At 49.7% G+C, this 20,174-nt stretch carries 6 protein-coding genes; 5 read left to right on the forward strand and 1 reads right to left on the reverse strand.

Annotated elements, in window-relative coordinates; translation table 11 throughout:
- The first annotated feature begins 178 nt into the window (after positions 1-178).
- Positions 179-997, forward strand: coding sequence for a GGDEF domain-containing protein (locus BEL05_RS07675; RefSeq protein ID WP_069670808.1), 819 nt, complete (start codon positions 179-181; stop codon positions 995-997).
- A gap of 115 nt (positions 998-1,112) precedes the next feature.
- Here the strand turns inward: BEL05_RS07675 and fusA are convergent, their stop codons facing one another.
- Positions 1,113-3,161 (reverse strand): elongation factor G, encoded by a 2,049-nt coding sequence (fusA, locus tag BEL05_RS07680; RefSeq protein ID WP_028765272.1) that lies wholly within the window; start codon positions 3,159-3,161, stop codon positions 1,113-1,115.
- Positions 3,162-3,574: 413 nt separating this feature from the next.
- Here fusA and BEL05_RS07685 point away from each other — a divergent pair, with 413 nt between their 5' ends.
- Genes BEL05_RS07685 through BEL05_RS07700 form a run of 4 tightly spaced genes read left to right on the forward strand, consistent with a single transcriptional unit; the run spans position 3,575 to position 20,089 of the window.
- Positions 3,575-4,438, forward strand: coding sequence for a helix-turn-helix domain-containing protein (locus tag BEL05_RS07685; RefSeq protein ID WP_069670809.1), 864 nt, complete (start codon positions 3,575-3,577; stop codon positions 4,436-4,438).
- Complete coding sequence (locus tag BEL05_RS07690; RefSeq protein WP_069670810.1) at positions 4,438-12,219, forward strand: type I polyketide synthase; 7,782 nt, start codon at positions 4,438-4,440, stop codon at positions 12,217-12,219. The genes BEL05_RS07685 and BEL05_RS07690 overlap by 1 nt, the downstream gene beginning before the upstream one ends.
- Positions 12,216-14,315: a PfaB family protein gene (locus BEL05_RS07695; RefSeq protein WP_051413151.1), complete on the forward strand. Its 2,100-nt coding sequence runs from the start codon at positions 12,216-12,218 to the stop codon at positions 14,313-14,315. Before BEL05_RS07690 ends, BEL05_RS07695 begins: the two co-directional genes overlap by 4 nt.
- The gene (locus tag BEL05_RS07700) at positions 14,315-20,089 is read left to right on the forward strand and encodes a hotdog fold thioesterase (protein ID WP_069670811.1); all 5,775 of its coding nucleotides are present in this window, start codon (positions 14,315-14,317) and stop codon (positions 20,087-20,089) included. The genes BEL05_RS07695 and BEL05_RS07700 overlap by 1 nt, the downstream gene beginning before the upstream one ends.
- Positions 20,090-20,174: the final 85 nt, after the last annotated feature.

Here is a 20,174-nt window from a genome sequence, read left to right on the forward strand (position 1 = left end):
GTCACCGCCTATATGTATTTTCGTTTCTTATCAATAAAAACAGCGCATAGGCTATCAAGCATGACACTATTTTAGTCTGCTATAACATCCCGTATAAAAATCAAAGCAGCACAGCCAAATGTCAGCTAAATTTAAGGTGTTAAGTGATTTAGCTAACAGACTCACATAGAGAGACACTGTGAAAAAACCTAAAAAATTCATGAATACACCAACCAGTATCAAAATGAGAAAACGCGCTTTATTTGATCTCATTATTGGTATCATTATCGTGAGTTTGCTGACCATCATCACCACAGTTTCAGATATGGAGCTGGTCGAAAATATCTACCTATTTACCCGCAGTCATGAAGACTGGGAGCTCGACGAAATCATCTTCGCCTTCTTTTGGCTTGCCATTGTCGCCACAGTTTACGGCCTTCGCCGTATCACTGATATTAAAGCCCTTAACAGAGAGATTGCCTACAGTGCCTACTACGACACTTTGACTGGGCAACCTAATCGAAATTTCGCCATGAGTTACCTCGAGGATATGCTGGAAAAGGCGCGGGCCAACAACAGTGAGCTAGCGGTGATCTTTTTAGATTTTGATAACTTTAAAGACGTTAATGATACCTATGGCCATGACGTCGGCGATGCGCTCATCAAGCAAGTCAGCGATAGGTTAAGTGAATGTATCTATGATACAGGTATGCTTGCTCGCATAGGCGGAGATGAGTTTTTGCTCATTATTGAACCACAACGACAAAGTAGTGAGTTAACCCGTTTAATTAACTCGATTCAGCAATGCCAGCATCGACACTTTGACATAGCGGGCCGATCGCTAACCACCAATTTTAGCATAGGCGTCGCCCTCTTTCCCTCAAACGCCACCAGCAGTAAAGACTTACTTATTGCCGCCGATACGGCTATGTATCAAGCAAAACGCTCTGGTACCGGCCAAGTGAGGTACTCCACCAGCGAACTGGACCAACAGAACATTGACATCAATCCAACCTAAAAAATAGCCCATTAAAAAGGAGAACCGCAGTTCTCCTTTTCAGTCTATCCGACGCTTTAGCCTCAATAACTCTGCGTAATAGTTATGTACTCAGCGATAAAACCCGTGACCTTTATTATTCACGCTTCGCTGCAGCCATTAATTCGCGCTGTACCGATTCAGGCACAATATCGTAGCGGCTAAATGCCATTGAGAATTGACCATCACCGCCCGTCATCGATTTAAGCCGCGTAGAATAATCATCAACGGTGGCCAGTGGTGCTTCCACTTCAACCTCCACTTTGCTATTGCCCAGTGCTTGCGTACCACAGATAATGCCGCGATTGGCACTGATATCACCCGTAATATCACCGACATGCTCTTGCGCTACGCGCACCTGCATCTCAACTATCGGCTCTAAGATAACCGCTTGGGCTTGATGTACCGCATCTAAGAAAGCTTTTTTGCCCGCCATCACAAAGGCGATCTCTTTGGAGTCGACACTATGATGCTTGCCATCGAGCAAAGATACCCGCACATCCTGCATGGGGTAACCTGCAAGCGCTCCGCCGCTCATCGCTTCTTTAATGCCTTTCTCTACCGCTGGAATATATTGACTGGGCACCGAGCCCCCAACAACTTTGCTGATAAACTCAAAACCCGCGCCCCGTGGCAAGGGTTCAACGGTTAGCTCAACCTCACCAAACTGACCAGACCCACCAGACTGCTTCTTATGGCGATAACGTGCCGTCGCTGCTGCAGTGATGGTTTCACGATAAGCCACTGCAGGCACGTCGGTATCCATATCGACATTAAACATGTCATGGGCTTTTTCCAGGGCTATTTGCAGATGCAAATCTCCTTGGCCTTGTAATATCGTCTGACCTTCAGCCTCATTCTTAGCTATCTGTAAGCTCGGATCTTCAACCACCAGTTTATTGAGCACCTCGGCAATTTTTTGCTCATCGCCACGGCGCTTAGCCGATACTGCGAGGCCAAATATAGGTTGTGGTAGTGTTAACGCAGGTAGCCTAAACTCATCTTCATCATGACTATCATGAAGCACAGCACCAACACTTAGCTCATCAACTTTAGATACCGCACAGATATCCCCCGGTACAGCTGAGGTGACGGACAGCTGTTTATCCCCTTGCAACTTAAATAAATTGGTCACCTTAAAGGGCTTACGGCCATCACCAATAAAGAGTTTCATACCAAGATTAATGGTTCCCTGATGGACACGGAACACGCCCATACGTCCAAAGAAGGGATCAATACCCACCCTAAAGACATGAGCGAGTACGTGATCATCAGCCCCTTGCGTCACATCCACTGGCAACGCACTGTCGCCTTCGCCTTTTAAAAACTGCGGCGGATTTGCCTCTAGCGGATTAGGACATAGCTTAATAATGCATTCGAGCAAGGCTGCAATACCCACCTGAGTTTCGGCACTGGTAAAGCAAACAGGCACCAAGTGTCCCATGCGTAAGGCGGCTTCGAGCGGCGCATGTAATTGCTCTGGATTAAGTGACTCTCCCTGTTCTAAATAGAGTGCCATCAAATCGTCATCTTCTTCCAGTACGGTATCAACCAGTTCATCGCGAGCGCTGGCGATATCATGAAAGAGCGCATCGCCCTGCAATTGAGGCTGTGGATGCAGATAACAATCAATCACATCATCGAGCGCAGCATTTGGTAAATTAACCGGCAAACAACGATGGCCAAATTTGGTTTGAATATCATCGAGCAATCGAGGCAAAGAGTCGGCATTGCCATCGATATGGTTAACGGCAATTAATACCACTTTTCCTTGGGCTCTAGCGGCTTCAAACGCTCGTTGAGTGATGGTTTCAATCCCTGTGGTCGCGTTAATCACCAACAACACAGTTTCCACTCCAGGAAGCGGCAACAAGGCACGACCAAAGAAGTCAGGTAGCCCAGGAGTATCGATAAAGTTGATGTGGTGGTTGTCGACGTCGAGATTAAGAAAGGAAGGTTCTAAGCTATGGCGATGATCTTTTTCTTGGGCAGTGAAATCGGCATGATTTGTGCCCTTATCCACCCTGCCTTTTTGCGTGATCGCCTTACCTTGGAACAGTAACGCCTCTAGCAGTGAGGATTTACCCGCACCTGTGTGCCCGAGCACCGCCAGATTCCTTATCTGCTCAGTTGTAAACTCAGCCATTTTGGCCTCCTTCATTTTATGTTGTCCAATACATAACAGCGTTACGATTTGGCTACACTGCAAACAAAACCGTGTGTGCTGCGAATAAGAAGAGAGAGTTGTTATCGGTTTATTAATGACCAGTATAGGCTTGTAATTGTGATGAACAATTGATCGAGATCACGGTTTAAAATCACTAGCATTTTTTATACAACACCCAAACAATTAGCGTACAAGCGTACGCTTAAACTGGTCTAAACAGGCAGTTTTAAGTCCCAGGTGATTGTATTGACCCCAAACCTACTGTAGTCTGCTGGGCAAATAGCTATAAATCACTGTCACATTGCCTTTATACCTGATGAGTCTGCAGCTCAAAAGGGCCGATATACAGCGGCAATGTCCCAGTAGATTATTCATGGAAACTTGCAATATCTATGGTTGAGCCTCAGAGCGGTAATGCTCGCGAAAATAGTGACAAGCCGGATGACTGTACGCAAAGTGTCACCGAGTCTAGGCATAAAAATGCCACCACAACCCCTGAGATGCGCCGATTCATCCAAGAATCAGACCTTCCGGTCAGCCAACTCTCCAAGGTACTCAACATCAGTGAAGCCACTGTGCGCAAGTGGCGTAAGCGCGACTCTGTCAACAATACGCCTAATACCCCCCATCACCTCAATACAACGCTCACGCCAATGCAAGAGTATGTCGTGGTTGGGCTAAGGTATCAGCTTAAGATGCCTCTAGACAGGCTATTGCAGGTCACTCAAATCTTTATCAATCCCCATGTGTCCCGCTCTGGACTGGCGCGTTGCCTTAAACGTTACGGTGTTTCCCGTGTTAGCGATATTGAAAGCCCTAACGTCCCTGAGCGCTACTTTAATCAGTTGCCTATCGCCCAAGGGAGTCATATTGCGACCTACACGCTCAACCCCAAAACTTTGGCCAACACCTTGGCGCTGCCGCAAGCCGATGGTGACACAGTGGTCCAAGTGGCATCACTAACCATTCCACCGCAACTGACCGACGCTACCCCAAGTTCGGTATTGCTGGGCATAGATCCTCACAGTGACTGGATCTATTTAGATATATATCAAGATGGCAACACCCAAGCCACAAGCCGTTATATCACCCATGTGTTAAAGCATGGGCCGTTTCATTTACGTAAGTTGCTCGTTCGTAACTATCACACTTTTTTACAGCGATTCCCTGGTGCCAAGCTTACTCATGGCACACAAGCAGACGCTGACACTAACAACAAGACGCCTGATAATCAGGCATCCACTGGAGACTCATAATGAGCCAGACCTCTAAACCTACCGCTAAACAAGCCGCCGACCAGACGCAGAGCGACACCCGTCTAAATAAGCGACTTAAAGATATGCCTGTTGCTATCGTTGGCATGGCCAGTATCTTTGCTAACTCTCGCTACCTGAATAAGTTTTGGGATTTAATCAGCGAAAAAATCGACGCCATTACTGAAGTACCAGACACCCATTGGAATACCGAAGATTACTTTGATAGCAACAAAAGTGCGCCAGATAAAAGCTACTGCAAACGCGGTGGTTTTATGCCAGAAGTTAACTTTAACCCAATGGAGTTTGGCCTGCCGCCAAATATCTTGGAGCTGACCGATACCTCACAACTGCTATCGCTGATTGTCGCCAAAGAAGTGTTAGCCGATGCCAACCTACCGGCTGATTATGACCGTGACAAAATCGGTATTACGCTAGGTGTCGGTGGCGGTCAGAAGATCAGCCAAAGCCTTAATTCACGTCTACAGTATCCAGTGCTAAAGAAAGTCTTTAAGAGCAGCGGTATCAGCGATGCTGACAGCGAGATGCTGATTAAGAAGTTCCAAGACCAATACATCCATTGGGAAGAAAACTCATTCCCTGGCTCTTTAGGTAACGTGATTGCAGGCCGTATTGCCAACCGTTTCGACCTAGGTGGTATGAACTGTGTTGTCGACGCCGCGTGTGCTGGTTCATTAGCCGCTATGCGTATGGCACTAAGCGAGCTCGTTGAAGGCCGCTCAGAGATGATGATCACTGGTGGTGTCTGTACCGACAACTCTCCTTCGATGTATATGAGCTTCTCAAAGACCCCCGCCTTTACCACCAATGAAACCATTCAGCCCTTTGATATCGACTCTAAAGGGATGATGATTGGCGAAGGCATCGGCATGATAGCGCTTAAGCGTCTTGAGGATGCGGAGCGTGATGGCGATCGTATCTACTCTGTCATAAAAGGTATCGGCTCTTCATCTGATGGTAAATTTAAATCTATCTATGCGCCGCGCCCTGAAGGTCAAGCTAAAGCACTAAAACGCGCCTATGATGATGCAGGCTTTGCACCCCACACCCTAGGACTCATCGAAGCCCACGGTACCGGTACTGCGGCGGGTGATGCGGCTGAATTTAGAGGCTTAAGCTCTGTGTTTTCAGAAGAGAACGACAGTAAACAACATATCGCGCTGGGTTCGGTGAAATCGCAAATTGGTCACACTAAATCAACCGCAGGGACTGCTGGATTGATCAAAGCGGCGCTAGCGCTTCACCACAAAGTGTTGCCAGCAACCATTAACGTCAGCGAGCCAAATCCAAAGCTGGATATCGAAAATTCGCCGTTTTATCTCAATACTGAAACCCGCCCATGGCTGCCTCGTCCCGATGGCACGCCGCGCCGCGCTGGGATCAGCTCATTTGGTTTTGGTGGCACTAACTTCCACTTTGTATTGGAAGAGTACAACAGTGACCATGCACGCACTGATAGCAAGCTAACCCAATACCGTCAGCGCAGCGTTGCTCAAAGCCTGCTCTTTAGTGGCGCGAATAACGCTGAGTTAATCGCAAGCCTCAATAGCGCCCTCAGCGCAGCGAATAATGGCACTCGCTTAACTGACATCGCCAGCGATTATGACGTTCGTAAACTTGAATCGAATGCACCGCGGCTCGGATTGGTTGCTAGCAGCAATGACGAACTCATCAAGCTGATTAATCAAGCGCTGACTAAACTACAAAATAGTGATGAGGTTCACTGGTCACTGCCAGGTGGTATTCATTACCGCGCCACAGCAATGACAGAGGGTAAAGTGGCCGCCCTCTTTGCAGGCCAAGGCTCACAGTACCTCAATATGGGCCGTGAACTCGCTTGCCACTTCCCAGAGATACGCCAGCAATTTGTACGCGCTGACAAGGTGTTTGATGCCCACAACAAGACACCATTGTCTCAGGTTGTTTACCCTATTCCAGTGTTTAGCACTGAGGCTAAAAAAGCACAAGAAGCACTATTAACCAACACAGCTAACGCACAAAGTGCGATTGGTGCCATCTCAATGGGCCAATACGCGTTATTGACCGCCGCAGGTTTTGAAGCTGACATGGTCGCTGGCCACAGCTTTGGTGAACTCAGTGCGCTTTGTGCCGCAGGGGTTATCAGCAGTGACGATTACTACAAGCTCACCTTTGCCCGCGGCGATGCCATGGCGACTAAGCTTGATGACGGTGTGGATAGCGGCGCAATGTATGCCATTATCACCAAAGCTGCCAGTGATCTTGAATTACTTGAATCAACTATCGCCAAATTTGATGACGTAAAAGTGGCAAACTACAACGCGCCAACTCAGCTAGTGATTGCCGGACCGACTGCCGCAACTTCAGAGGCAGCAAAAGCCTTAAGTGACATCGGCTTTAAAGCGATCTCACTGCCGGTTTCGGGGGCGTTCCATACGCCATTGGTTGGCCATGCTCAAGCTCCGTTTGCTAAGGCTATCGATGCGGCGAAATTCACTAAGCCACAACGCCCGATCTACTCAAATGCCACAGGCCAACAGTATAACTCGGCCGCGAAGACCATTAAGAGCGAGTTTAAGCAACATATGCTGCAATCGGTTCGTTTTAGCGAGCAGTTGCAAGCCATGTATGATGCGGGTGCCCGTGTATTTGTTGAGTTCGGTCCTAAAAACATCTTACAAAAACTGGTTGAAAACACCCTTAGCGACAAGATGAGCGAACTGTGCACTGTCAGCATCAACCCAAACCCTAAAGGCAATAGCGATCTGCAACTGCGTCAAGCGGCAGTTCAACTTGCTGTTAATGGCATTGCATTAGAAAACCTTGATCCTTATGCGGCGCCAATAGCGGCCGAAGAGCAGCCATCGGCAATGAACATTAAGCTGACAGCGACCAACCATATTAGCCCAGCAACTCAGGCTAAGATGGCCAAATCGTTACAAACAGGTGCGATCTCGAGTCAAATAGTTGAAAAATTAGTTGAAGTTGAGAAAGTGGTCGAAGTCGAGAAAATTGTAGAAGTAGAGAAGATTGTGGAAGTTGAGAAAGTTGTAGAAAAAGTCGTAGAAAACAACGGTGCGGTAAACCGTTCGCCTGTAAACAATACCCCAGCACAAGCGGCTGCGCCCCAAATGGCTACCACCACGCCCACGCCAGTGAGCAACGATGCCCTAAGCCAGTTCTTTGCCGCGCAAAACCAAGCGGCGGCATTGCATCAGCAGTTCTTATCCATTCCTCAGCAATATGGTGAAACCTTCACTAGTTTGATGACCGCGCAAGCACAGATGGCAGCCTCTGGAATGACTATTCCAGAAAGTCTGCAACGCTCAATGGAGCAGTTCCATCAGCATCAGGCGCAAACGCTGCAAAGCCATACACAGTTCCTTGAACTGCAAGCACAAAGCAATACTGCTGCGCTTGAACTGTTAAATCATGGTGCAATCGCTACAACTCCGCCAACGCCAGTACAAGCAGCGCCAACCCAGTCAGCCACAGTCGTTACCGCTGCACCATTGGCTAGCACTGCGGCAACCTCAATGACAAAGGCAGCACCTACCGTTGCCCCTGCGGTAGCACCAAAAGCTGTAGCGCCTGCCGTTAGCGCACCTGTCGTGGCAGTTACTGCACCAGCCGTTATAACGCCAGTTGTTGCAAGCCCAGTCATTGAACCAGCGCCAAGCAACGCGCTTTCTGCTGATAAAGTGCAAGCGACCATGATGTCGGTAGTGGCTGAAAAAACCGGTTACCCAACCGAGATGCTTGAACTTGAGATGGATATGGAAGCCGACTTAGGCATCGACTCTATCAAGCGCGTTGAAATTTTAGGCACTGTGCAAGATGAGCTACCAGGTTTGCCAGAGCTCAGCCCAGAAGACTTAGCTGAGTGTCGCACCTTAGGTGAAATCGTTGCTTACATGAACAGTAAACTGCCAGCCGTTGGCAGTGCACCCGTTACAACAAGCGCGTCGGCTCCAAGCGGTCTAACTAACGAGCAAGTGCATAGCACCATGATGAACGTGGTAGCCGAGAAAACCGGTTACCCAACTGAGATGCTTGAGCTTGAGATGGATATGGAAGCTGACTTAGGCATCGACTCTATCAAGCGCGTCGAAATTTTAGGCACAGTGCAAGATGAGCTACCAGGGCTACCAGAGCTCAGCCCAGAAGACTTAGCCGAGTGTCGCACCTTAGGTGAAATCGTTGCTTACATGAACAGTAAACTGCCAGCCGTTGGCAGTGCACCCGTTACAACAAGCGCGTCGGCTCCAAGCGGTCTAACTAACGAGCAAGTGCATAGCACCATGATGAGTGTCGTGGCCGAGAAAACCGGTTACCCAACTGAGATGCTCGCCCTAGAGATGGATATGGAAGCCGATTTAGGCATCGACTCTATCAAGCGCGTTGAAATTTTAGGCACAGTGCAAGACGAGCTACCAGGGCTACCAGAGCTCAGCCCAGAAGATTTAGCTGAATGTCGTACCTTAGGCGAAATCGTGGCCTATATGAACAGCAAGTTACCAGCGACAGCCGCTGCGCCCGCTGCTGCAAATGCGCCAGCTGCCCTCACTCCTGCCACGACTGCTGCGCCTGTTCAAGGCGGCCTGACTAACGAGCAAGTGCACAACACCATGATGAACGTGGTGGCCGAGAAAACCGGTTACCCAACAGAGATGCTCGCCCTAGAGATGGATATGGAAGCTGATTTAGGCATCGACTCTATCAAGCGCGTTGAAATTTTGGGCACAGTGCAAGACGAGCTACCAGGGCTACCTGAGTTAAACCCAGAAGATTTAGCCGAGTGTCGTACCTTAGGTGAAATTGTTGCCTATATGAACAGCAAGTTACCAGCGATAGCCGCTGCGCCTGTTGCCCTCACTCCTGCCACGACTGCTGCGCCTGTTCAAGGCGGCCTGACTAACGAGCAAGTGCACAACACCATGATGAACGTGGTGGCCGAGAAAACCGGTTACCCAACAGAGATGCTCGCCCTAGAGATGGATATGGAAGCCGATTTAGGTATCGACTCTATCAAGCGCGTTGAAATTTTAGGCACAGTGCAAGACCAGCTACTGGGTCTACCTGAGTTAAACCCAGAAGATTTAGCCGAGTGTCGTACCTTAGGTGAAATTGTTAGCTATATGAACAGTAAGCTCGGCGCTTCATCAATCGCTGCGCCTGTAAAGGCTGAGCCCTTAAATGATAAGCCTGCTGCGATCTCAAGCGAGCCGAGTGTTGAACTGCCACCTCACAGCGAGGTAGCGCTAAAAAAGCTTGATGCGGCGGAGTTAGTTAACAACTGTTTCGCCGCTAACACTCACGTTGTGATCAATGATGATGGCCATAATGCAGGTGTGCTAGCCGAGAAACTGGTTAAACAGGGCTTAAACGTGGCTGTAGTGCGTTTACCGAAAGGTCAACCACAGTCACCGCTAAACAGTGATATCAAAAGCTTTCAAGCTGACAGTGTAGATGAAACTGGCATCGCTGCTGTAATTGCCCAGATTGAAAAGCAGTTAGGCACTATCAGCGGCTTTGTTCACTTGCACCCGCAAGAGGCGCAAGCAACAGATAATAGCAGCGTGCAGCTTAGCGACGACAGCTTCAATCACTTGAGCCAAGCCTTCTTGTGGGCCAAGTTGTTGCAAGCTAAATTAACCCAAGATACCGGTGCGCGACGCGCATTCATCAGCGTCAGTCGTATTGACGGTGGCTTCGGTTATTTAGACCTTGAACAGTTAAAAACTGCAGAGCTCAACCAAGCCGCACTGGCTGGTCTCACCAAGACATTAAGTCACGAGTGGCCAAGCGTATTTTGCCGTGCATTAGACATCGCACCAGCATTGGATGCCAGCCGCTTAAGTGATGCCATCGCCAACGAGCTGTTTGATAGCAATGCAACATTGAACGAAGTAGGTTTAAGCCTCAATGAGCAAGGTCAACTGCAGCGCACAGCCCTGATTGCAGGCGATGCGAGCATAAAAACAGCAAAAAGTGAGCTGAACAGCGCAGATAAAATACTGGTGACCGGGGGTGCAAAAGGCGTAACCTTTGAGTGTGCCCTAGCCCTAGCTAAGCGTTGTCAATCTCACTTTATCTTGGCGGGTCGTAGCCAACATGTGACCCTCAATAATCTGCCAAGCTGGGCTCAAGGTAAATCTGCCTCTGAGCTCAAATCAGCCGCTATTGCCCACATTATTGCCTCGGGTGAAAAACCAACACCTAAGCAAGTGGACGCCTTAGTGTGGCCGGTACAGAGCAGTTTAGAGATCAATGCCGCGCTGGATGCGTTTAACGCCGTAGGCGCGAGCGCCGAATACATCAGCATGGATGTGAGCAATACAGACTCGGTTAACAGCGCACTGAGCGCTATCACTCAGATAACGCCAATCACAGGCCTTATCCATGGTGCAGGTGTCTTGGCTGACAAACATATCCAAGACAAAACGTTAGATGAACTGGCACGGGTTTATGGCACTAAAGTCAACGGACTCAAGGCGCTGCTTTCTGTCATTGATACCAGCCAGCTAAAACTGGTTGCCATGTTCTCCTCGGCGGCGGGTTTCTATGGCAATACAGGCCAAAGCGACTATGCCATGTCGAACGACATCCTTAACAAAGCGGCACTGCAACTGTCGGCAAAGCACCCAAGTGCCAAAGTGATGAGCTTTAACTGGGGACCTTGGGATGGCGGCATGGTTAACCCGGCGCTGAAAAAGATGTTTACTGACCGAGGCGTGTACGTGATCCCACTGCAAGCTGGCGCTGAGTTATTTGCAACCCAACTACTCACAGAGAGTGGTGTACAACTGCTCGTCGGCACCGATATGCAGGGAAATAGTAAAAGTAACACCGCCGCTAAGGAAGCAACTGTAAAAAAGCTTAATGCGGGTGAGGTGCAAGTTGCACAGCGCCCGCAGCGTGACGTCACCGCATTGACTGAAGTGACACTTAAGCGAGTGCTAAAGCCTGAGGCATTGGCCTTTGTTCAAGATCACCGCATTGGTGGCAATCCCGTATTGCCAACGGTCTGTGCTATCCAATGGATGCGCGAAGCGGCGCTTGAGCAGTATGGGCTAACGCTCATGGTGCAAGACTACAAGTTACTCAAAGGCATAGTGTTCGACTCAGGCGAGAGCCAAACCTTAATGATGATCTTAACCCCGCAATATGAAGCGGGGGCACTCAAAGGCATTAAGGCGTTGATCAGCTGTGAAGGTCGGCCTCAGTATCAGGCACTATTAGTCAAAGCAGGCGACGTGCAACATAGCACTAAGCAGTTTGATGAGCTCAGCCAAGTCGTGCCTGTAACTGATAAATCCAGGCTTTACAGCGACGGCACCCTGTTCCATGGTCCGCGTTTACAAGGCTTAGATAAGGTGCTGCGCTTTAATGAGCACGGCTTAGTGGTTAGCTGTCAGCTGCCTAATGTGGCCAAGCAAGATTGTGGTGACTTTACCCCAAGCTTAACGGCTAAAGGGTGTCAGCCTTTTGCGGAAGATCTGCTACTGCAAGCGATGCTAGTTTGGGCAAGATTAACCTATGGCGTGGCCAGCCTACCCTCCACCATTGGCGAGTTCGTCAGTGTGCTACCTATGGGCTTTGGCGAGCAGGGCTATATCGAACTAACCGTTGTAAAAGCCAGTGGTCGACAGCTCGTCGCTGATGTCGCCCTGTATCATCAAAATGGTGAGCTCAGCTGCTCGATGACATCAGCAAAAGTGACCATTAGTAAAAACCTAAACAGTGCATTTGTTGCCGACCAAATTAAAGAGGGCAATGTGTGAATAGCCCCTCTTCATTGTCGGTAACCAACACTCCAGCACAAAACAAGGGAGCGATGCCACTGCGCATCGCCACCTTGGCACTGCATCATGGCGAGGGCTTGCCGCTTGAGTTAGCTCAAGAGCAGCCCATTGAGCTCTTGCTGGAGCAGTTTGGTCCAACCCTTGAAAAAGCCATCGATCTGGTCACCATTGGCGAGATGGTTTGGCTAAAGTCACCCTCAGACTCACTATTACTGTTACCCGCTATCGATGCGGCTAAGCGCAAATTGCACCCTCATGCTTACATGGCGGGGCTGCAATTTGCCAGTACGGCACAGACGTCACTCAACATGGCGATGGCACAAGCAAAACGCGCTGTTGCTGCATTAGGTCAACACTTAACTGTTGACAACAATGATAGCCAAGCGCAATTTACCGCACTATTTCAACTGGTGCATGACATAGGCCGGCGTAACCTACGTCGCCTATCGGGTGACAACACTTACAAGCAGCATTATTGGTTTAATCCTCCTCACCAAGCGCGTGTCGCAGCATTGAGTCTAACCGACGAGCAGCAACGCGACGCGGTTACCAACATGACCTTGGTACTGACCCAAGGGACGGGACGAATTAAGGCACGCTCACTGTTAAATGCCAGCCAACTATTTTTCCCACTGACCGGCACCAGTGAAGCAGAGCTCAATCAACAGCTGTGGACCTTAGCGGCAAAGCTCGATGCCATCAGTTCTGTTCAGCAACTGCTCACCTTGATGCAAACTAACCTCAATCATTTTGCTGAAAATCGCGCAGGTCGTTTTGCCATGGTATTACAAGCCAATGGCATCGCAGCGATGCAGCAAGAGATTGCCGCCATGAGCGATGCGTTAAGCAAACTATTTAGCACTCAAGGCCAATATAAAACCCCCGCAGGGAGCTATTTTAGTGCCGCCCCACTGGGACAGTCTCAGTTAGCATTTGTCTACCCAGGGGTGGGAACGGTTTATCAAGGTATGCTCAGCGAGCTTCACCTCTACTTCCCAGCGCTCTATGCCCGTCTAGAACAGCAAGGGGAGCTGCAGGCAATGTTGCAAAGTCATGCTATCTACCACAGCGATAAATCAGTGGCAGCCAATATGTCACTCGATGCCTTAGCTATCGCAGGCGTTGGTGCCAGCTATTTGCTGACAAAACTGTTAGTTGATGAGTTTGATATTAAACCGAAGTTTGCTTTGGGTTACTCCATGGGTGAAGCCGCCATGTGGGCGAGCTTAGATGTTTGGCGTGATCCACATCAGCTGATCACCAAAACACAAACCGATCCGCTATTTACCTCTGTCATATCTGGTGACCTAACCGCAGTGCGTCAAGCCTGGCAGCTCTCGAACGACGAGTCTATAGAGTGGAACAGTTTTGTTGTTCGTAGCACACCAGAGCCGATAACAGCTCTGCTCGACCGTTACCCAAGGGTCTACTTAGCCATTACCCAAGGCGACACTTGCGTCATCGCCGGATGCCAGCACAGCTGCCAAGCCCTGTTAAAAGAGCTAGGTAAGCGCGGCATTGCCGCCAACCGCGTCACCGCCATGCACACTCCCCCCGCCTTAACGCAACATCAAGCGGTTATCGAATTTTATCGGCAGCCATTGCTCGATGAAGCCACCAGTCATGAAGTGAAATTTATCAGTGCTGCCGATACGGGAAAAGGCAAGGATTGCTGCGTTGCAGCAACATCAGGCCAGTTGGATAGCCAATGCATTGCCGAGTCGATTGCCGATACGTTCTGCAATACCTTAGATTTTACAGGGCTTATCCATAGCGCCAAGCGCCAAGGTGCCAAGCTGTTTGTTGAAGTTGGCGCCGACCGCCAGAACTGCACCTTGATCGATAAGATCCTCAAAGACGACAGTCAAACGACCCACTGCTGCACCGTACCAGTCAATGCCAAAGGGGGCAGCGATACAAGCACTCTGCTAAAGGCGATTGGCCAGTTAATCAGTCACCGAGTTCCCGTAAGCCTAACGGTGCTGCAACTTGGTCTTAAACGTGAGCTAGACAAACTGCCCAACGACAGCGCGCCGAGCCACCACGCTAACCCATTATTACAAGGAGAAGCATAATGCCTTCGAACGAAGCGCCTTCTCAACCATGCAAAATAGCAATTGTCGGATTAGCCACCCTCTATCCCGACGCCAAAACACCTAAACAGTTTTGGCAAAACTTGCTCGATAAACGCGACTCACGCACCACATTAAGCGACGCCAAACTCGGTGCTAACAGCGCTGACTATCAAGGTGTGCAGGGACAATCTGACCGTTTCTACTGCGATAAAGGTGGCTATATTGAAGATTTTAACTTCAACGCTAATGGCTACCGTATTGCCGCGGATCAGCTTAATGGTCTCGATGACAGTTTCTTATGGGCACTGGACACCAGCCGCAATGCGCTGCTTGATGCGGGGGTAACTCTTGACTCGCCGCTGCTTGAACGCACTGGCATCATCATGGGCGCGCTGTCATTCCCCACGGCTAAATCAAATGAGCTGTTTTTGCCGCTTTATCACAATGTGGTAGAGAAGGCGCTGCAAACCAAATTAGGTAGCCGCGATTTCCGCCTGCAATCCTTTAACGCGCAAACCCAACACACTGCATCGATTGATTGTGCCAACGGGACTATCGCCCATAACGCCTCAAAGATTGTGGCCGACGCACTGGGTCTAGGTCGCGTCCAGTTAAGCCTGGATGCCGCGTGCGCCAGCTCAGTTTATTCACTTAAATTAGCCTGTGATTACCTAGCAACGGGCAAAGCCGATTTAATGTTGGCGGGCGCCGTATCGGGTGCCGATCCATTCTTTATCAATATGGGTTTTTCCATTTTCCATGCCTACCCAGATCATGGATTCTCTGCACCCTTTGATAAAAACAGCAAAGGCTTGTTTGCCGGTGAAGGCGCTGGCGTATTAGCGCTCAAACGTCTCGACGATGCCGAGCGCGACGGTGATAAGATCTACGCAGTAGTCAGCGGGATCGGTCTGTCTAACGACGGTAAAGGCCAGTTTGTACTGAGCCCAAACAGCAAAGGACAGGTAAAAGCTTTTGAGCGAGCTTACCGAGGCAGCGACATTGCCCCTGAAAACATCGAAGTTATCGAATGTCATGCCACCGGCACACCGTTAGGGGATAAAGTTGAACTGGCCTCAATGGAGCAGTTTTTCACCCCACGTCTCAATGGCTCGGCCGCCCCTCTGATTGGTTCGGCCAAATCTAACTTGGGTCATCTGTTAACCGCTGCTGGTATGCCGGGGATCATGAAAATGATCTTCGCGATGCAGGAGGGCATACTCCCCCCAAGTATCAATATCAGCGACGCCATTGGCTCGCCAAATGGTCTGTTTGGCGCTAACACCCTGCCTAACCAAGTCACTCCTTGGCCTGTAAAATCAGGTAACCAAGAGCGTCTTGCTGGGGTATCGGTGTTTGGCTTTGGCGGGTGTAATGCTCACCTATTATTAGAGTCTTACACCGCTAAACAGCCAAGCGCTGCAAGCGCACCTTCACAGGCCTGCAGTAACGGCTCAACTCCCGCATTTGCCATTAGCGGTATCGCCAGCCACATTGGTCCGTTAAGCACCATTAATCAACTCGATACCGCGCTACAGCAGGGCGAAAATGCCTTTATTTCCCTTCCTGCGAAGCGCTGGAAAGGACTCGACAAGCACCCAGAGCTATTAGCCAAGTTTGGTATAAGCACCATTCCCCAAGGGGCTTATGTAGACAGTTTTGAGCTGGATTTTTTACGCTTTAAACTCCCACCTAATGAAGATGATCGCTTGATCTGTCAGCAACTGATGTTAATGAAGGTGACCGACGAAGCCATTCGCGATGCCAAGCTAAAACCCGGCCAAAAAGTCGCGGTGTTAGTGGCGATGGAAACTGAACTAGAACTGCACCAGTTCCGCGGCCGCGTCAATCTGCATACCCAATTAAAACAGAGCCTCGCAGCCATGGGCGTGACACTCACAGACAGTGAATATCACGCCCTTGAAACCATCGCCATGGATAGCGTCCTCGATGCCGCCAAGCTCAACCAGTACACCAGCTTTATTGGCAACATCATGGCATCGCGTATCGCATCCCTTTGGGACTTTAACGGCCCAGCATTCACCATCTCAGCAGGTGAGCAATCGGTGAGTCGTGCACTCGATGTGGCCGAAAATATGATGAGACAAGAACAGCTTGATGCGGTGGTGATTGCCGCGGTCGACTTGTCTGGCAGTGTCGAGCAAGTGATGCTAAAGAATGCCATCGCGCCAATGGCTGCCACGCCAAATGATCCTGGCTGGAAACTGGCTGAAGGCGCAGGGGCGATAGTCCTCGAACCACTTGCCCAAGCCAAGCAAAATTATGCCACCATTGAGAGCTTGAACTTTGGTGCCACCAGCAGAGTTAGCCGTGTTATTGATGAGCTACTCACGCTCACGGGAACCCATAGCGAACAGATAAGCCTAGTGGAACAAAGCATAGCACCAAGCAGCGCACTGACCCCAAACCAGTTGCAACAAGCATTGCCGCTAACCCATGCACGTTATGAGCAGGGCCAACAACAGCTTGGACACAGCTTTGCCGCTGCAGGTATAACAAGCCTTATCTATGGATTGCTACGCCTTAATCAGCAAGGTGCTCAAGGCGCAAGCCAGCATGCTGTGATTGCTAACATCAGTGAAAATCAGTGTGCGCTAACCCACATCAGTCAGAGTGCTGCACAGCGCAGCGCTCTGACTCAACGCTTAGCCCATACTTTAGGCACTCATGCTGAACGTAGCCTAGTGAAAGAGGTTAGTTTAGGTGGACGCAATATCTATCGCCATATTGTCGACACGCCAGTGCTTCAACTTGACACAATTAAGGCTAAAGTGGCCGCAGCGCGCGTTGCGCCGCCAAGCTCAAATGCGCCTGCGCTGATCAGCTACCCACTGCAAGAAAGTGAACCGTCAGCGAATATCCCCTCTTCAGCCACAGCGCCCTCACCGGCACAGATTGCTAAAGCAATAGGTACCCAGAACATCATGACAAGTAAAACACCCAGCGCATTCAATGCGAGCCACTTAAACCTGCCCCAAGGCGAGTTAGCGGCATTTCAACATAACCAGCAACTCGCACAGCAGGCGCATATCGCCTTCCTAAAAAGCCGCGAAACAGGCCTTAAAGTGGCTGACCAACTGCTAAAGCAGCAGCTTGCACAAGCCACTGGCGCAGCGCCGACTGAGACGCAAGTACAGACTCACTCTCAAGTGCTGGTAGAGGCGCAGCCAATATTGAAGCCACAGCATGACAAAGTAGAGCCTTATCGCGCCCCAGTGCCTGCGCACCAGCCATGCATCTGGGATTACCACGACCTCGTTGAGTATGCTGAAGGCGACATCGCCAAAGTATTTGGCCCAGAATATGCCTCAATCGATAACTATTCGCGCCGCGTTCGCCTACCGACCACCGACTATCTGTTGGTGTCGCGGGTGACGAAACTCGACGCCAACATTAATGAATACAAGCCAAGTTCAATGACCACTGAGTATGACATCCCAGAGGATGCGCCTTACTTAGTCGATGGCCAAATTCCTTGGGCAGTTGCCGTTGAATCGGGTCAGTGTGACTTAATGCTAATCAGCTACTTAGGTATTGATTTTGAAAACAAGGGTGAACGCGTTTACCGTCTACTGGACTGTACCCTCACCTTCTTAGGCGACCTGCCACGGGGCGGTGACACATTAAGATACGATATTAAGATCAACCACTATGCCCGTAACGGCGATACCCTGCTGTTCTTCTTCTCTTATGAGTGTTTCGTTGGCGATACCATGATCCTCAAGATGGATGGTGGCTGTGCTGGCTTCTTTACCGATGCTGAACTGGCGGACGGCAAGGGTGTCATTCGCACAGAAGATGAAATTAAGGCCCGTAATAACGCAACTAAGCTGCGCTTTAATCCGCTACTGGATTGCCCGCAGACTCAGTTCGATTACACTGCGATTCATAAGCTATTATCGGCCGACATTGCAGGCTGTTTTGGTCCGTCACACGCAGGTTCACCTCAACCGTCACTGTGTTTTGCCTCTGAGAAGTTCTTGATGATCGAACAGGTCAGTAAGGTCGACAGAACGGGCGGTGCATGGGGACTTGGGTTAATCGAAGGTCATAAGCAACTGGAACCTAACCATTGGTACTTCCCTTGTCACTTTAAAGATGATCAGGTGATGGCAGGCTCCTTGATGGCAGAAGGCTGTGGCCAGTTACTACAGTTCTACATGCTGCACCTAGGGATGCACACCCAAACGAAAAATGGTCGTTTCCAACCACTGGAAAATGCCTCACAAAAGGTACGTTGTCGTGGTCAGGTTATTCCGCAATCGGCCCAGCTCACCTATCGTATGGAAGTGACCGAGATTGGCTTCAGCCCACGTCCTTATGCCAAAGCCAACATCGACATTCTGCTCAATGGCAAAGTGGTGGTGGATTTCCAAAACCTCGGCGTGATGATCAAAGAGGAAGATGAGTGCACCCGCTATGAGGCACCATTGGCGGTTAGCAGCACAGTGCCTGCTGACTCAGTAAGTGTTAAAAAGAGCTATCAAGGTGCGTCAATCAATGCACCGTTAATGGCACAAGTGCCTGATTTGAGCGCTGCGCCTAACAAAGGCGTGATCCCGCTGTCACATGTAGAGGCACCACTCACACCAGATTATCCCAATCGCGTGCCTGACACCGTCCCGTTTACGCCGTACCACATGTTTGAATTTGCCACAGGTAATATCGAAAACTGCTTTGGCTCTGAGTTTTCAATTTATCGCGGAATGATCCCGCCACGTACCCCATGCGGCGATCTGCAGTTAACCACCCGCGTAGTAGAAGTTAACGGTAAACGTGGGGAATTTAAAAAGCCGTCAAGCTGTATTGCCGAATATGAAGTGCCTACGGATGCGTGGTATTTCGATAAAAATAGCCACCATGCTGTCATGCCCTATTCGGTGCTGATGGAGATATCTTTGCAGCCTAATGGCTTCATCTCTGGTTACATGGGCACCACATTAGGCTTCCCGGGGCTTGAGCTGTTTTTCCGTAACCTAGATGGTAGTGGCGAGCTACTACGCGATGTCGACCTGCGCGGTAAAACCATTGTCAACGACTCGCGTCTGTTGTCGACGGTGATGGCTGGCACTAATATTATTCAAAGTTTCAGCTTTGAGTTGAGCACCGACGGTGAACCCTTCTATCGCGGCACCGCAGTATTTGGCTACTTCAAAGGCGATGCGCTTAAAGACCAGCTGGGCTTAGACAATGGCAAAGTGACTCAGCCTTGGCATGTGGCCAAAGGCATTAGTGCCGACACAAAAGTGAACTTATTAGATAAAGCTGGGCGCCACTTTAATGCACCGGCAAATCAGCCTCACTATCGCCTTGCTGGCGGACAACTCAACTTTATCGATAGCGTCGAGATTGTCGATAACGGCGGCACAGAAGGCTTAGGTTATCTCTACGCTGAGCGCACTATCGATCCTAGCGACTGGTTCTTCCAGTTCCATTTCCACCAAGATCCTGTGATGCCAGGTTCGTTAGGCGTTGAAGCCATTATCGAAACCATGCAAACTTACGCCATCAGTAAAGATTTGGGCGCTGGATTTAAAAACCCTAAGTTTGGCCAGATTTTGTCAAACATTAAGTGGAAATATCGCGGTCAGATCAACCCACTCAATAAGCAGATGTCGATGGATGTCAGTATTACCTCGATAAAAGATGAAGGTGGTAAGAAGGTGATCACAGGTAACGCTAGCCTAAGTAAAGATGGGCTTCGTATCTATGAAGTCACCGACATTGCTATCTGTATCGAAGAAGCTCTTTAAACGAATTGCTTGAGGCATTGGCGTACCCGCTAATGCCTCAAGTTAGACAACCGAATAAAGCATAAAAATGATAAGGGTCTTATTT

Origin of the sequence: Shewanella colwelliana (assembly GCF_001735525.1) — a bacterium.
Classification (GTDB): domain Bacteria; phylum Pseudomonadota; class Gammaproteobacteria; order Enterobacterales; family Shewanellaceae; genus Shewanella; species Shewanella colwelliana.

Bases quoted from the DNA above. Each gene is read 5' to 3' on its own strand.
- fusA (WP_028765272.1), bottom strand. From the start codon at position 3,161: ATGGCTGAGTTTACAACTGAGCAGATAAGGAATCTGGCGGTGCTCGGG.
- BEL05_RS07685 (WP_069670809.1), top strand. From the start codon at position 3,575: ATGGTTGAGCCTCAGAGCGGTAATGCTCGCGAAAATAGTGACAAGCCG.
- BEL05_RS07690 (WP_069670810.1), top strand. From the start codon at position 4,438: ATGAGCCAGACCTCTAAACCTACCGCTAAACAAGCCGCCGACCAGACG.
- BEL05_RS07700 (WP_069670811.1), top strand. From the start codon at position 14,315: ATGCCTTCGAACGAAGCGCCTTCTCAACCATGCAAAATAGCAATTGTC.